The organism is Bartonella sp. MR63HLJHH (assembly GCF_042194155.1).
Lineage (GTDB): Bacteria > Pseudomonadota > Alphaproteobacteria > Rhizobiales > Rhizobiaceae > Bartonella > Bartonella grahamii.
Genome location: NZ_JBHIMN010000018.1, coordinates 1 through 14,995 on the forward strand (window position 1 = coordinate 1; position 14,995 = coordinate 14,995).

The following is a 14,995-nucleotide window of genomic DNA, read 5'->3' on the forward strand; positions in this document are numbered from 1 at the left end:
AGTTTACGCAATTGGCTCGCTGAAACAACCGATGCCCCCTATGAGGTCGCTGAAACCATTCTAAGTCATACGGTCGGGGGTAAAGTAGAGCGTGCCTATCGTCGGACTGATTATCTAGAACAGCGCCGTGTCTATATGGATAAATGGGCGGCTTATGTCACGGGTCAATCTTAAGATATGGGGTGCATAACCCCATTATCTGTGGATAACTTTAACTCTCTTGTCTCTCATTCTTTCTCAATAAGATTCATAAATTATCACATCAGAAACTGTATGATAAAATATTGTTTTCTATAAATAAAATACCTTCAAAAATGAACCAAAATATGGTTAATAAATGGTTATGATTTGTTCTCATTTTTTTACTTTTGAAAGGATTTTAGTATGACAGAAAATGATATTCTTTTGACAGACCGTGAAAGTGCAAAATTGCTTCATATGAGTGTCTCAACATTCCGCCGTCATGTAACTAATGGCTCTCTCCCAAAACCTTTAAAATTTGGTTTTTTATCGCGTTGGTTACAATCAGATCTTATCAATGTAATCGAGCAAGCAAAACAGCAACGTCAAAGTGACGCGGCATAAAAAAAACTTGTCACATAAGGACGGACAAGGCTTTCTCAAGCTCATCACCCTGGAGAGTGCACAATCCGTCCTATGACGCAACATTATAAGATCAAAAATGATGTTTTCTTTTACGAATGTGCAGGGCATTACACGTGCTGTGCCGAGGGTTTGGCATGGGCGTTATGGAAGTGCTCGTTGCCCTGCTCATGATGATAGGCTGCCTAGCTTATCCCTTGCCAATGGACATGATGGGCGTCTTTTACTCTATTGTTATGCTGGCTGCTCTTTTAGAGAGATCATACAAGCGCTCATTAGAATTGGCTTGCTTGGAAAACAAGCTTATAATCAGACGCTTTCTTTATCCAAACAGTTTTGTGCTGATTTCAAACGAGCAACACACCGTAGAATAAACGATGACGGTTTATTGCACCGTTTTCAAATGCTGGTGTGTCTCGATGATACAAAAGATTGGTAATTGGTTGATAGAGCTCCCAATCAAGAGGGCTAGCAAAAATATGAAGGGGTGTTTGTTCTTTTCGTGATAAACGACTGGGTTCTCCCAAACATCCGCTGATCATGCGTTTTATACCAAAAGCACAAGAAAAATTTTATGAATGATTGGAGCATATTCATAGAGAGGCAAAAGGAGGTAGTCACTTCGAAAGCTTACAATCGCATCTTTTGAAAATGCCTAAGAGCATAGCAAGCCTTACCTTGACTTTCGAACTTCTTGACAGTGGTCGTTTTGAATTTGGACTCTATGCCATCACAACAGCGTTGCGTTGGTCAAACTATCTGTTAAGTCATGCCAAACGTCTTTATACCTCGGAGGATACATTAACAGCAGAGCATACAACATTAATTGTCGAGCGTTATGATCATTTGCCCGATGTTTTTACAGCAAGGGATGTTTATAAACGTGATTGGACTTCTTTAAAAGACAATGAAGCTGTTAAGCAAGCTTTAGAGCTTTTATGCCGTTGTAACTATATTCGTGAAATCTCTGGAGACAATAGCTCCCAAGGCAGTCGACCTATCATACGTTATGAACAGCATCCTTTAGTGAAAAGTCATAAGACATCGCACTGAGGCAATTTGGAAATCTTATAAAATATTAAACAATATAACAGTGAACCTTCAAAGCACTCCCCATCATTAGTTTTGGGGGGCTTTGGGGGTGCTTCTTATATGTATTATTTTATTTTTGATTGAAAAAAATATATAAGGGGGGAAAAGGAACCCTCAAAACCTTCAAAACTAAGTACCATAATAGTTTTGATAGCATTTCTTATGATTATAATCCCTTTCTTTTGAAAGGCTTAAAAAAATCAGCACTTTCCATGGTGAGATAGTTATCATTATCATCTGCTTCATCCACTTCCCCTGCCACTTCAACAAAAGTTGTTTTGGAGGCAACAGATACTGTTTGCGGATCCAAGCTCAAAATCGGAACGTTTTTAGGAAAACCTGTTCAATAACGCTGGGCAAGAGTAAGCGCGTTGTCAATATCATATTTTGTGATAGTATCTACAAAGCCTAGACGGTTTTTTCTTTGAAAACTCTCCTTATAAAACTTAAGTTTTTTGACATTGCCAGTCAAAATAAGTGCAATAAGGTGAAATTCTGCAAGGCAAAATTCACTATTTGTTGGCAAAGCCGCATAATCATAAATGATTTGGTTGGTGTTTTGGTTATCAGCCCACTTAAGAATATCCACACAGATTTGCTTTAGTTTGCCTTCTTCAACTTCAACACTAAAAACTGTATAAACTTCTTCTGCCTCTTTGAGAGCTATATATTGAGGCTTCTCGGGAAAAACATCCCTATGAGCAGTGGAAAAGGCAAGTGTTGAAAGTGAAGCCTTGAATATAACGATCGGTGTTTTTCCTTTTGTATCAAGGCTGTACATTATATTAATGATACGGTCTTTGCTTATAAAATAGGCATTACGATTGTAGTTTTTATCACGATAAATTGTCCAGTTCATCATTTTTAATGTTTCAGAAACTGTATTAAGGAGAGCTAAAGATTGTACATCAATACGTGCATCCGCCGCCTCTCGCTCCTTTAAAATGCTCAGATGTCCTTCAGCAAATTGAACAGCGTAATTAACATATTTTTCCACATCATTGTCATCTAAATATTCAGAAATCGTACCTACTTTCACAGCATTTTGATAGGATTTCAGGATATCAATTTGACCTGTTAATGCTAAACAAGCCAAATGCCATGGGATATCGGGACAAGAGCTATATTTTTGAACAAGCGCTTTGCTTTCTATCGCTGCTTCTAAATCCTGAGCACGCGCCCATTGTATTACCCGCTCAGAAATTTTGATAAGCTCCTGCTCATTTAATGTCTCTACACGAATATCAATCCCTTTATCAACACCACTAAAAACCCTTCCCCCAATCGTATTAAAAGACTGATAAATATTTGTAGCTGATATCTGCCTACATTTTCTACTATCGTGAATATAATGGCAAGCGACAGAAATCTCTTTATTAGATATTTCAGCTTCAATACGGACATTGTAATCACCATGAAGACGGATAAAACCAAAATCAAATTGAATAAAGCGGTCGGGCAAAACCAACCACATTTTTCCAGGCTCTGTGGCAAACCACCCTTGGGTTTTAAGAATGCGCGTTGCTGCTGTAAGACTCATCAAACGCTGTTTCGGTTTTTTGCGTGTTAAAATGTCATCCAATTCGTTATTTTTATAAGCCTCAGCAAAAAAGATAACGCGCTCAACCTGTGTCATCTTTTCATAATCAGAAAACTCTGGTGTATATAATTGAGGTGTAGGTTTGTAATTCCTTAAAGCTTCGGTATCGCCGAGTAGAGCCTTTGCAACGAGAGAATGATTAGCAGCTTTTTCACGTAATTTTTTCTCAATATCTTGTGCTTGCGCCCAAGCTAACACTTTGTTTAAAGCTACCTTGACATGGCTTTCAAAAAACTCCAGTGCTGTAACTCCAAAATTCTCTTCTGAAGAAATCAGCATATCCTCATATAGAGGTTGAGATTCTTTACCGTTAGCATATTCACAGCCAAGACAATAAGCAGCAGTAGTAAGACTGACAGAAACCCACAATCTTCCGCTATCCCGTCCATAATCTATGACACCATAATGAATACGCACTATGCGATCGGGGAGGTGATAATAAGCAAACATATCACCCATTTCATCGCGATGGGGCTCCCAACCAACTTTTTTTAAAATCTCTGTTGCGTCTTTGGTTTGCATCGTCATTACCCCCCAGCATGTTCCATAATTCTTTTACAGAGAAATTCATAAAAATTACTTGCGTAATACTGGGGATCGCTAGGTGGAAATCTAAGATAGAGCGGGCACTCACAATCCTGAAACTGAGTATAATCAAAGTAAAAGGTTTCACCAAAATCTGTTCTATTGACAACAAGCTGCTGTGGTTTTGCTAAACCATTTTTTATATCTGTTAAGTGATAATAAACAATATCACCAGCAGGATTATCTTCAAAACTTGCGTTATAAATGCTAAAAATTTCATAACCTCCAATTTCTCCTCCTCCATAATTTTTTAAAAAACTTTTGTAGGACGAAGTGAATTGTAAACCAAGAGTTCTCTCAGCCTTTTCAATCAATATATCATCAGGTGCATCCTCTGCAATGCCAAAGTCGATAACATCCGGATACTTATTAATTAATTGTGCAACATCAGCTAAGGTATAGGTTTTCATAAGTCCTTCCCCCCTAAAAGGGATTAACAATTCTTGCATTTTTTGAAAACAAAAAAGAATGACGGCTTTAACAGTGTATTTCAAAAGGAAACCGCCCGACAAAAAGCGTCATTCCAAATTAGCTATAATTCTTTTACAGAGGAATTCATAGAAGTTACTTGCATAATATTGTGGATCTTTGGGTGGAAAATCAAAATAGAGTGCACATTCTCCATTCTGGAATTGAGAATAATCGAAGAAAAATGTCTCTCCAAAATCGGTTCTATTAACAATAAGTTGCTGTGGCGTTGCAAAACCATTTTTTCTATAATTTAAGTTTTTATAAACAATATCATCACTACGAACAATTTCAAAATTTGTATCATAAACGCTACATATTTCCTCACCACAAATTTCCCCTCTTCCATAATTTTTTAAAAAACTTTTATAGGAAGACGTAAACTGCAAACCAAGAGTTTTCTCTGCTTTTTCAATCAGTGCATCATCAACTGCTTCATCTGTCGAGCCAAAATCGATACTATCGCTATATTTATCAACTAGTACTACAACATCATCTAAGGTATAGGTTTTCATAAATCTTCCCCTGCGTGCTCTTTAATTCTTTTGCAAAGGAATTCATAAAAATTACTGGCGTAATATTCGCAATCTTCAGATGGAAGCATGACATAGATTGGGCATTCACCATCCCGAAATTGAGAGTAATCAAAATAAAATGTTTCACCAAAATCAGTTCTATTCACGGCAAGCTGATTTGGTTTTGCGAAACCATTTTTTATATCCGTCAAATGATAGAAAACAATATCACCAGCAGGACACTTATCAAAACTTGCGTTATAAATGCTAAATATTTCATCACCTCCAATTTCTCCTCCCTTATAATTTTTTAAAAAATCCTTATAAGAAGTTGTAAACTGTAAACCGAGAGTTTTTTCTGCCTCTTTAATCCGTACATCACTAACTGCATCCTCTGCAGTACCAAAATTGATAATCTCATCATCATATTTATTCACTTTATCAATTAATACTGCAACATCAGCTAAGGTATAGGTTTTCATAAATGAACCTCAAAACGTGCGTTATAAACGCTCCATATTTCCCCTATCAATTGCCCCTCCTCCATAGTTTTTTCCAAAAACTCTTGTAAAAAGGGATAGGTTGCGGAGTGGGAGTGTTCTCAATCTTTTCAATTGGTTGGTCACCATCAAGTATCTCTTCTCCCGCGCTTTCTTTAATTCTTTTGCAAAGGAATTCATAAAAATTGCTAGCGTAATATTCGCAATCTTCAGATGGAAGCATGACATAGAGTGGGCATTCACCATCCCTAAACTGCGTATAATCAAAATAAAAGGTTTCACCAAAAGCAGCATCACAAACGATAAGCTGTTTTGGTGTTGCGAAACCACGTTTTCTATCATTTAAGTTTTGAAAAACAATATCATCAAAAGGAACACCTATAGGATGCTCATAAAGACTATAGATTTCTTCACCACCAATGTCCCCGCCTTTATAATGTTTTAAAAAAACTTTATAGGAAGATGTGAATTGTAAACCGAGAGCTTTCTCCGCCTTTTCAATCACGAGATCATCAACCTCCTTATCTTTGCTAGCAAAATTAACAATATCACCTTCATATTTATCAACTAATACTGTAACATCATCTAAGGTATAGGTTTTCATAGATGATCCTCAAAACGTGCGTTATAAACGCTCCATATTTCCTCTATCAATTTCACCTCTTCCATAGTTTTTTCCAAAAACTCTTGTAAAAAGGTATAGGTTGCGGAGTGGGAGTGTTCTCAATCTTTTCAATTGGTTGATCACCATCAGGTATCTCAACTCCCACGCTTTCTTTAATTCTTTTGCAAAGGAATTCATAAAAATTACTGGCATAATATTCGCAATCTTCAGATGGAAGCCTGACATAAAGTGGGCATTCACCATCCCGAAACTGCGTATAATCAAAATAAAAGGTTTCACCAAAATCTGTTCTGTTAACGACAAGCTGTTCTGGTGTCGCAAAACCATGTTTTCTGTAATAATTTAAATTTTGGTGAACAATATCATTAACAGAAACACCTATAGGATGCTCATAAAGACTAAAGATTTCATAACCAGCAATGTCCCCACCTTTATAATGTTTCAAAAAACTCTTATAAGAAGATGTAAATTGTAAACCGAGAGCTTTCTCCGCCCTTTCAATCACGAGATCATCAACTGCATCATCTTCAGTACGAAAATTGATAATATCATCATCATATTTATTCACTTTATCAATTAATACTGCAACATCATCTAAGGTATAGGTTTTCATCAATTATTCTCCAAACTTCTTTTTTCTCTCTTTTCATCAACCGTAGATCACTACTGCCGGTGCTCCTGTCCCCATCTGTCAAAATTTAGACCTATGATACCCCATTTCATATCAATTATTCCTCCTAAACTACTGTTTTTTTGTTCTCCATGCCCATTGCCGTATTCTTTCCAATATTCCTTTCTCTGCTTCTTAAACTTTTTTCTCTCTATAAGCGATTGATGTGTTTTTGGATTAGCATGAATAACAGAAGTATATTTTTTATGAAATTCATGGCTCATTTCCGCTAGGGGTCCATCGGGGGTTTGCTTTAGGTGATGCAACTCAACAGGCTTGCCATCAAACCCCATAGGTGCTCTTCCTGTTTTTGTCCTTTCAATATTGGTACCCCACACCTTTTTCTTCTTTACTGTCCAACTAACAATTTGGTTAGGATCAAACTGGTCGTCTCTCCGATAAACTGTGTAGGTCTGTCCAAATTTGCTATCAGTAAATTTAGTGGGTTTCTTTTTTAGCCAAAGCTTTTTTTCTTTAGCAGCGAGTTTAGTTAGTTCTTTCTTCGCCGCATGTTTGGCAGGATCTCCTTGAGCTGCAAGTTTGGCAAGATTTTTCTTGGAAGCGAATTGGGCAAGATTTTTCCTAGCAATGAACTTAATCACAGCCTTGTTGCCAAGCTTTATGGCTCCCTTGGCTGCTCCAGCACCTCCCAAAAACAGCGTTGCTACTTCAGTCAATAATTTTCCGAATTCAACACCGGCTTTAAAGGATCCACCGGCACCCGCTCGCTCATATTCCTCGCTAGAAAACTCTGAGTGATTATCGAAATCCTTTTGCCACCTGTTTAATTAAAGCGTAGCTCACTTGCTTCACCTTTGCTACTTCTTTGGCTAAAGCTAATGCACGTTCAAGGTGGGTTTTGTTGATGCTTTCGTCAAAGCCTAGGTGATCACCTGCCGTAAAGCTTTTCTGATAAGATTGTAAGGTCTCAACATCACCCAATAAAGCAAGAGCGCCAAGATGAAGTAAAGCATAATCCGTATCGTTTGCTTTGGACGTGGCGCCTTTTTCCCAAGGAGCAGCGCCATAATCAGAGCGAAGTCTTTTAGAAAGGTCAATGTCTGTTACCGCCCATTCTAAAGCATCATCAAGCGCCTGTGTTAAACGATCCGCAGTGACTTCTGGTTCAAAGATTTCTAATCCCTTGGCTTCAAAATTAAGCTGTATATCTGGAATATCTTCCGTGTGGGTAGGATCAATGAATTTACAAGCGGTGGAAAGAATGCCCGTGCTAATCATAAAGGCGCTATCAAATTGCGGGTAATCTTTAGCAATTTCGTCGTTATAAAGAATATCTACTTCACGATCAGCCAATTGATAGCTTGCCATATAATCATTCTCATTGATTTTCTCGGTTGACCAGCCTAGGCTTTTTAAAAGTGCATGAGCACTTTCCATGGTGAGACGATCATCAGTGTCATCTGCTTCATCCACTTCCTCTGCCGCTTCAACAGCAGTTGTTTTAGAAGCAACAGATGCTGTTTGCGGATCCAAACTCAAAATCGGTGCATTTTTCGGAAAACCTACTCGATAACCCCGTGCAAGAGTGAGGAGATTATCAATTCTATATTTTGAGATTTCTTCCACAAAACCTAAAGGATTTCCCTTTCTAAAATTCTCTTTATAAGATTTGAGCTTTTCAACATCCCCAATCAAAACAAGCGCAATAAGGTGACGCGCTACAAGATCAAGTTCACTGTCTGGGGGAAAAGCTACATAATCATAGATGATTTGATTCACATTTTGCCGATCAGCCCACTCAAGTATATCTGTACAAATCTCCTTTAGCTTGCCTTCATCCAATTCAGTACTAGAAACTGTATAAACTTCTTCTGCTTCTTTGAGGGCTATATATTGAGGCATATTATAGAAAATTTCTCTATGAGCAGTGGAAAAGCCAAGTGTTGAAAGGGAAGCCTTAAATGCAACAATCGGCTCTTCTTCATCACTTTGAAGGTTATACATTATATTGATGATACGGTCTTTACTTATAAAATAAGCATTGCGATTGTAGTTTGTATCACGATAAACTGTCCAACCCATTTCTTTTAATTGCTCTGCAACTTTATTGAAAGTAATCAAAACTTGTGGACTAAGATGTGCTTCTGCTGCCTCTCGCTCATTAAGGATTTTCAGATGTTCTTCAGCAAATTCAACGGCATGGTTAACATATTTTTCTACTTCATCATCATCCAAATGTTCAGAAATCGTACCAGCTTCTAAAAATTTTTTATAAGATTTCAGCACATCAATTTTACCTGTTAATGCTAAACAAGCTAAATGCCAGACTATGTCTATATCGTAACTATATTTTTTAACAAGTGTTTTACTTTCTATCGATGCTTGCAAGTCTTGGGTGCGTGCCCATTGTATTATCCGCTCAGAAATTTTGATAAGCTCGTGATCATTTAATGTTCCCACACAAATATCAATTCCTTTACCAAAACCACTAAAAATCCCTCCCCCAATCGTGTTAAAAGACTTATAAATATCCGTAGGTCGTATCCAATTATATTCTCCCCTATAGCGCATACAACGACAAGCTACAGAAATCTCTTCGTTAGAAATCTCAGCTTCAAGACGGACATTGTAATTATCATGAAGACGTACAAAACCAAAATCAAACTGAATAAAACGATCAGGCAAAGAGAGCCACATCTTTCCAAGTTCCGTAGAAAACCACCCTTGCGTTTTGAGAATACGGCTTGCTGCAGTAAGGCTCATCGAGCGCTTTTTGGGCTTTTTGCGCGTTAGAATATCGTCTAACTCCCCATTCTTATAGGCTTGTGCAAATAAAATAAGGCGATCAATCCATTCTATGGTTGCGTAATCCGCAAATTCTGGAACATGTAATTGGGGTGCCGGTTTATCAGATCTTAAAGCATCAATATCACCAAGCAATGCTTTTGCAACAGCAGAATGATTGACGGCTTCTTCACGTAATTTTTGTTCAATATCCTGTGCTTGCGCCCAAGCAATTACTTTGTTTAAGGCGTCCTCGATATGACTTTCTGAAAGATTCTGTGCCGTAACTCCAAAATTTTCTTCTGCAGAAATCAACATATCGTCATATTTATAGCGCGACTGTTCACCTCTAGAATATTCCCCAGCAAGGCAATAAGCGGCGGTGGTAAGAGAAACTGATAGCCACAACTTTCCACCATCTTCTCCATAATCTACAACCTCATAGAGAATGCGTATTATACGATCAGAAAGATGATAATAAGCAAATGTATCTCCAACTTCATCGCGATGGGGCTCCCAACTATGTTTTTTTAAAATCTCAGTTACATCTTTGGTTTGCATAATACTTCACTTTTCTTCTAAATAACTTGGATATTTGTTGAGTTTATATTTGCGTGGTCCTTTTTCCCATTTCTTACTCAATTGTTTTTTAGGCCACTCTTCATTAAATACTTTTATTTGATCCTCAGTTGGTTTCTCCTTTTCTATAAATTTTTTGAGATTTTCTTGGTATTTATTAAACTTCTCTTTCTTTTGCTTAAGATACTCTTCAGCTTTAGAGCCACAAAATTTTATGCTTCCTGTTGTTTTACATATTTCTCTTAAACCTTTCTGCACTTCATTTAATTTGGCTTTACCAGTTTTTGTCTCACTAAATGCAGGTTCACCATCCTCAATATAAGTAATATCAGGACGTGTTCTTGCTTTAATTGTGCCTTTATCTGTCGTAATTTCAATTTCAATCGTTAATTCTCCCTCGCTTGGTGAAAATCCTTCCTCCTCTAATCTTTGTTTTTCCTCATCGCGTTTTTTGTCATGATATTTCCTACCTTTATTAAGCTTTTTACCCTTTCCATCATTATCATCATCATTATTGTTTTGTGGATTTTCATTGCCCGTTTGAGAATCTTTATTTTTTTCTTCTTTTGAGCTTTGATTTGTTTTTTCGCTATCTTCTTCTGCATTTTTTGATGCAACAGCTAAATTGCCAAGGGGATCAGTTGTAGCAACAATATCTTTATTCAAATAGGATACGACAACAACTACACCACCTACTAACAGAATTGCCCATCCTACAGGAGTTATGGAAGATACAACTGCTCCAGCCTCTAAAACAAGCGGTGCTGCTAATGCAAGGCTATTATTCTCCGCAGCATTACCTGCGGCATCGGCTCCGGCATTAACATCACCACCAGCAAGGGCAGCGGCAACGCCCCCCGCAGCCCGTGCAACATCAATGGTGTGGTCTCTAAAGTCAGAAAATTGCTCTTTAATCTTTTGACCTATGCGCGCTTGATCTTCTACGGTTAGCGGGCGACCATTCAATGCTGCTATTTCTTTTTGTATTAAATTTTTAGACCACAATTGAAACTGGAGCATGGCTGTGGCTTCACCCACAGCACCGCCGATAGCACCGGCAGAGCAAGCGCCACTCGCAACCGCGCCTTTTAAGCAGCCAAGACCAGCATGGGCAACAATTTGTGTGATCGTATCTATTTTGCCTTCTGCCTTGGCGGTACCGATTTCTTCTGCCAACGATTTGCCAACCGTATCAGACAGGGCGATGCGCAGATTGTTAAAAAAGTTCTTGTCAAGAGAGCCACCCTCAAGAGCCGTTTGCACGCCTGTGCCAATAGCGGCTTTGATCAGGTTCTTTTCCGCTTCAAGGGCGATACGATCGACAAAAGGAGCGGTTTTTGGCAAAGATTGTCCAACACCAACCATTTCCGTTATTTGGCTGGTTAAGCCCGCTGTCAACATCGACGAAACAATGCTGAGAATATTCTTGGAAGAACCAAGCTCATGCAAGGCGCCGGCAATATTGCCGCGATTATTGACAAGAGCCACAGCGCTTTTGTTAATCAGCGCTTGGACACCTGCCTGTATCGCCGCATTCATGGCGGTGCTCGAGCCAAGCCCCAAAGCACCGGTAATGGCACTGGCAGCGCCCGAGGCTGCTCCACCCGTAACCGCCGTGACAGCCAAGGCCACGAGAGCCGCACCGGCTTCTGTCAGCCCTTGGGCTTTATAATCCCAGTCTTTAAACTCAGCTCGAACTGCTTGCCAATCAACTTGCTTGGATAATTCTGGATCATCACGCAGTTGCTTGATCCATGCCAAGCCTGGAGAGTGTGACAATTGCTCAAGGGATTTGTCTAAATCACCGGTTGCCTCATATTCAACAACAAAGCCATTGCCTGCATCAAGCTTCATGCCACCCTTAGCATCTATGGTGACATGCTCGATGGTCTCCTTAAGGTAACCTTTGTCACCCTCACTCCACCACACAAGGTTTTCATTACGCTGATAAACATCCTTAAAATCTTGATCCTTGTTGGTGAGAAACTTGATCTTCCCATTATCTGATGTCAAATGCGTCTGACCACCACTTGATAGCCCTGCCGCACCAAGTGTGAGATCCCCATTTTGCGCGTGTATGGAGAGGTCTTTGCTAAACTCCACCGTGCTTTTGTTTGTGGTAACTTCAGTTGATTGTTGACGAAACTTATTCTTTTGTTTCGATTTGTCGCCTTCTTTGCCCCTAAGATCCAAGTCAAAACTGTTAACGTCTTGCACCGAAGTCAGCGTGAAAGCACCACCACTGGTGAGATTCCCATTACCTTCTACTTTTACCTTAACCCCATCCATGATGAGGTCGTCGTTCGTAACAACGTTAAGATCATCCCCACTGTTAACTTCACTCAAACGGTGCTCTCTGCTTTGGGCGTTATAATGCCCTTTTTCCAATGTCTGCTCATGTTCACTTTCTAGCGCCAATGCACTAAACGTGGCAGAACCACCGATAATCATCGTCGTCGAACCGCCGCTGGTGAATTCCCCACCCTCTGCGCCAAGATCACTAAGGGATTGGATGTTTAATTCATGATCAGAGAGAATTTGTCCCTTCTGCCCAGTTCGATCACCAAAACCATATGCATTCGTGTCACGGATTTTAGCGGTGCTATTGACAATCGTATCACCCGTCATGGTAACCGTATCACCATGAATAACACCGGAAGAATTGGCTAAAAGACCGTTACTGGTGAGCTCTACAGCACCTCTGGCATCTAAAAACCCACCATTATTGAACAAAGTTTGCGTAGTCGAAACGTGCAGTGCATCATCACTTACCACAGCACCGCTATTGGTAAGACGGTCCGCATTCAAGGTGACCCCATTCCCTTTCAAACGTGCACTAGCAAGATTTCCTTGCAATCCTTGTGCGTTTTTTATCCCTTGTTCTGAAGAGGAGGTTGGTGCCAAATAAACGTGGGGCACTAAGACCTCTTGTCCGTCGACAAGGTGAATTTCAAGCCAGATCATATCCTTTTTGATCCCAGCAATCTGCTGAGGCGTTAAGGGCTTGCCTAGCTCTAACCCCAAAGGACCCTGCTGCTCCACAGCATTGTCATAGAGCCTTTGCATTTGAGCATTGGGATCTTCAACATCAAGAAGAGTGCGATTGCCTGTTAGCTCAAAGATTTGCTCACCCACCAGACGATATTCAAAATAAGCATCGCCCAATCTTTTAAACACGTGCTCAGGCTTATAATTGCCAATCTTTTTTAAGTAATAGTCCGATCCTAAAAATTTACTTGGGTTGATAAAGTCCTGTCGCGTCTCGATTAAAAACGGCACATCCGGTGATTGGCTGCCAGCCAACTCTGTCTTGACAGAGCTAAGCCCATTTTGCGTTGGTACCTGTATGGATTCTGGTGCGGGTGTTTGGATGCTCGGTGCAAAAAGCCCTTTGTGCCCTTTCAAACCATTGATAATACCGTCCAATCGATCATTGCTAATCAGTGGTTTGGAACCGTCAAAATCGGGTGTTTGTCCCCCAGCCAAACCTTGATCGCCAGAGCTATAGCTGATCGACGGTTTAAAACCATCAAAGTCAGTATTTTTAACGCCAGTCAAGCCTTTATTGCCAGAGCTTAAGCCAATTTGACCGGCTCCCTCACGCACCGCATGATTGTCAAGAGTGTCTGTAACCTTGACATCAAGAGTGCCACCCGCTTCAATCGTCCCGTAAACAGCATCATAAGTGCGTTTGGTTATTACAGGATTATCAACATATTCCCATGTGTCTGTATCTCCTAATTGAATAAGCCCTGCACCCAAAATATCACTAGATGTAGTTTCGATATGTGTTGTCGTCTCAATCTTGGTTGTTTCGGTTAAATCACGCCCCTCATTGAGCAGCGTATCGCCATGCATCACAATGTTGCCATTGGCAGCAATTAAGCTATAGCTATTACGGATATCGCCGGCATGAACCGTGAGATGACGCCCTGCTAAAATCTGGGCAGCATTATTGGTAAAATGAGGCTGCTGCTGACTAACCGTCGTTGTAACTCTGGTAGTTGTGGTAGTTGTATCAACAAAAAGCCACCCATCTGTTTCGGTATGTGATGTTTCATGGACATTGCGATTAACCACTTTATCGGTAACTTCAACCCCACCTTCGCGCACATTGGTAAGCGCTGAGACATCGAAGGTCATATCGCCGGATACGGCTTCTAAAAGCCCTGAGCTGTTGATCACATGACCAGCTCGCTCTCCACTTAAGCCACGGATGATGAGATTGTCTTCAGCAATGACATCGGCAAACTTATTGATAAAATCCCCATCTAAGGAGAAAATGGCAGATTTCTTGGCATAAATCAGCCCGCTATTGCTCATATCAGCGCTCACATTGAGCGCAACCCCATCACCACTTGAACCAATACTGCCGGCATTGTCCAAAACATCTGCGGTTAAAACAAAAGCGCCACCACTTTTGAGAACTCCGTCTTCACCATTTAAAACCAGAGCAGCTTGCCCCAATGACGGATCATGGCTTTCTGCTATAAGCGTAAAGCTGTCACTGGCTAAAAGCTGACCTGAATTTGCTAAAGAACCAAGCTTCGCATCAACAACACCGCCCACCATGATACCGGAATTGCTTAAAACATTATAGCTGTTGAGAGTAAGTACTCCGCCTTGCGCTTCCACAAGCCCAGCTTGGGTGAGTGTGCCTGCCTTCAGCGTTACATCATAGGCGCCAACCTCACTTGTCTCACCCAGTGTCAAGGTGCCATCAGTTGAGAGCTCTATCCGCTCTTGCGCAACGATGCGCCCCGTTTGGTTCAGAGTGTTTTGCGCATTCACAGTGATTGCGCCATTGCTTGCTATCGTGCCGCTATTGGTTAAATCACCGTGGCTTTCGAGAGTAAGTTCCTCACCTTGCGCTTCTATAAGCCCAGCTTGGGTGAGTGTGCCTGCCTTCAGTGCCACATCATAGCCGCCAATTTGGCTTGTCTCACCCAGTGTCAAGGTGCCATCAGTTGAGAGCTCTATCCGCTCTTGCGCAACGATGCGCCCCGTTTGGTT

8 protein-coding genes and 3 pseudogenes are annotated in these 14,995 nt (G+C 40.4%); 3 read left to right on the top strand and 8 right to left on the bottom strand.

Annotated features, from left to right (window positions below):
* Positions 1-384: 384 nt before the first annotated feature.
* The 3 genes and pseudogenes from ACFIKQ_RS08520 (at position 385) to ACFIKQ_RS08530 (ending at position 1,656) form a co-directional block, all read left to right on the top strand.
* Complete coding sequence (locus ACFIKQ_RS08520) at positions 385-585, top strand: AlpA family transcriptional regulator (protein ID WP_011180791.1); 201 nt, start codon at positions 385-387, stop codon at positions 583-585.
* 97 nt (positions 586-682) lie between these two features.
* Positions 683-970, top strand: a pseudogene (locus ACFIKQ_RS08525) (virulence-associated protein E); the annotation flags it as partial.
* Positions 971-1,254: 284 nt separating this feature from the next.
* The gene (locus tag ACFIKQ_RS08530; protein WP_375656265.1) at positions 1,255-1,656 is read left to right on the top strand and encodes a hypothetical protein; all 402 of its coding nucleotides are present in this window, start codon (positions 1,255-1,257) and stop codon (positions 1,654-1,656) included.
* Between the two features lie 205 nt (positions 1,657-1,861).
* On the opposite strand, the pseudogene ACFIKQ_RS08535 reads toward ACFIKQ_RS08530, so the two are convergent.
* The 8 genes and pseudogenes from ACFIKQ_RS08535 to ACFIKQ_RS08570 form a co-directional block, all read right to left on the bottom strand.
* Positions 1,862-3,817, bottom strand: a pseudogene (locus tag ACFIKQ_RS08535) (DUF6990 domain-containing protein).
* 5 nt (positions 3,818-3,822) lie between these two features.
* A complete protein-coding gene (locus ACFIKQ_RS08540) occupies positions 3,823-4,290 on the bottom strand; it encodes an SMI1/KNR4 family protein (protein ID WP_375656266.1) in 468 nt (155 codons plus the stop codon).
* A 108-nt stretch (positions 4,291-4,398) separates the two neighbouring features.
* Positions 4,399-4,863: an SMI1/KNR4 family protein gene (locus ACFIKQ_RS08545; RefSeq protein WP_375656267.1), complete on the bottom strand. Its 465-nt coding sequence runs from the start codon at positions 4,861-4,863 to the stop codon at positions 4,399-4,401.
* Entirely contained in the window at positions 4,860-5,345 is a 486-nt protein-coding gene (locus ACFIKQ_RS08550; RefSeq protein ID WP_375656268.1) for an SMI1/KNR4 family protein, read from the bottom strand. Before ACFIKQ_RS08550 ends, ACFIKQ_RS08545 begins: the two co-directional genes overlap by 4 nt.
* A gap of 46 nt (positions 5,346-5,391) precedes the next feature.
* On the bottom strand, positions 5,392-5,967 hold the full coding sequence (locus tag ACFIKQ_RS08555) for an SMI1/KNR4 family protein (protein WP_375656269.1): 576 nt from the start codon (positions 5,965-5,967) through the stop codon (positions 5,392-5,394).
* Between the two features lie 52 nt (positions 5,968-6,019).
* Complete coding sequence (locus ACFIKQ_RS08560) at positions 6,020-6,601, bottom strand: SMI1/KNR4 family protein (protein ID WP_375656270.1); 582 nt, start codon at positions 6,599-6,601, stop codon at positions 6,020-6,022.
* A 50-nt stretch (positions 6,602-6,651) separates the two neighbouring features.
* Positions 6,652-9,964 (bottom strand): annotated as a pseudogene (locus tag ACFIKQ_RS08565) (DUF6990 domain-containing protein).
* 6 nt (positions 9,965-9,970) lie between these two features.
* A partial coding sequence (locus ACFIKQ_RS08570) for a DUF637 domain-containing protein (RefSeq protein ID WP_404978540.1) occupies positions 9,971-14,995 on the bottom strand: 5,025 nt, incomplete at its 5' end.

What these genes read in the sequence shown, in the direction of transcription:
- ACFIKQ_RS08540 (WP_375656266.1), bottom strand. Translation starts at nt 4,290, where the DNA reads ATGAAAACCTATACCTTAGCTGATGTTGCACAATTAATTAATAAGTAT.
- ACFIKQ_RS08555 (WP_375656269.1), bottom strand. Translation starts at nt 5,967, where the DNA reads ATGAAAACCTATACCTTAGATGATGTTACAGTATTAGTTGATAAATAT.
- ACFIKQ_RS08550 (WP_375656268.1), bottom strand. Translation starts at nt 5,345, where the DNA reads ATGAAAACCTATACCTTAGCTGATGTTGCAGTATTAATTGATAAAGTG.
- ACFIKQ_RS08520 (WP_011180791.1), top strand. Translation starts at nt 385, where the DNA reads ATGACAGAAAATGATATTCTTTTGACAGACCGTGAAAGTGCAAAATTG.
- ACFIKQ_RS08530 (WP_375656265.1), top strand. Translation starts at nt 1,255, where the DNA reads ATGCCTAAGAGCATAGCAAGCCTTACCTTGACTTTCGAACTTCTTGAC.
- ACFIKQ_RS08545 (WP_375656267.1), bottom strand. Translation starts at nt 4,863, where the DNA reads ATGAAAACCTATACCTTAGATGATGTTGTAGTACTAGTTGATAAATAT.
- ACFIKQ_RS08560 (WP_375656270.1), bottom strand. Translation starts at nt 6,601, where the DNA reads ATGAAAACCTATACCTTAGATGATGTTGCAGTATTAATTGATAAAGTG.